Here is a 980-nt window from a genome sequence, read left to right as displayed (position 1 = left end):
CTACAGCCCCAGGATGCGATGAGCCGACATCGAGGTGCCAAACCTCCCCGTCGATGTGGACTCTTGGGGGAGATAAGCCTGTTATCCCCGGGGTAGCTTTTATCCGTTGAGCGATGGCCCTTCCATGCGGAACCACCGGATCACTAAGCCCGACTTTCGTCCCTGCTCGACTTGTAGGTCTCGCAGTCAAGCTCCCTTATGCCTTTGCACTCTACGAATGATTTCCAACCATTCTGAGGGAACCTTTGGGCGCCTCCGTTACACTTTAGGAGGCGACCGCCCCAGTCAAACTGCCCACCTGACACTGTCTCCCGGGTCGATAAGACCCGTAGGTTAGAATTTCAATACAGTCAGGGCGGTATCCCACCAGCGCCTCCACCGAAGCTAGCGCTCCGGTTTCAAAGGCTCCCGCCTATCCTGTACAAACTGTACCAAAATTCAATATCAGGCTACAGTAAAGCTCCACGGGGTCTTTCCGTCCTGTCGCGGGTAACCTGCATCTTCACAGGTACTATAATTTCACCGAGTCTCTGGTTGAGACAGTGCCCAAATCGTTACACCTTTCGTGCGGGTCGGAACTTACCCGACAAGGAATTTCGCTACCTTAGGACCGTTATAGTTACGGCCGCCGTTTACTGGGGCTTCAGTTCAGAGCTTCGCTTACGCTAACCCCTCTCCTTAACCTTCCAGCACCGGGCAGGTGTCACCCCCTATACTTCGCCTTACGGCTTCGCAGAGAGCTGTGTTTTTGCTAAACAGTCGCTTGGGCCTATTCACTGCGGCTTTCCGTTAAGAAAGCACCCCTTCTCCCGAAGTTACGGGGTCATTTTGCCGAGTTCCTTAACCAGAGTTCTCTCGCACACCTTAGGATTCTCTCCTCGCCTACCTGTGTCGGTTTGCGGTACAGGCACCTTTTATCTCGCTAGAAGCTTTTCTTGGCAGCGGGGAATCAAAGACTTCGCTCCATAAGGAGCTTCCCC

Annotated in this window: 1 rRNA gene; it reads right to left on the bottom strand. The window is 53.8% G+C overall.

The window, feature by feature from the left end:
- Positions 1–980, bottom strand: a 23S ribosomal RNA gene (locus MR083_RS26650); the annotation flags it as partial.

It is taken from the genome of Bacillus cereus group sp. BfR-BA-01408, assembly GCF_022663305.1.
GTDB classification, from domain to species: domain Bacteria; phylum Bacillota; class Bacilli; order Bacillales; family Bacillaceae_G; genus Bacillus_A; species Bacillus_A pacificus.
The sequence above is the reverse complement of the archived record's forward strand: the minus strand, read 5'-3'. Positions and strand labels throughout refer to the sequence as shown.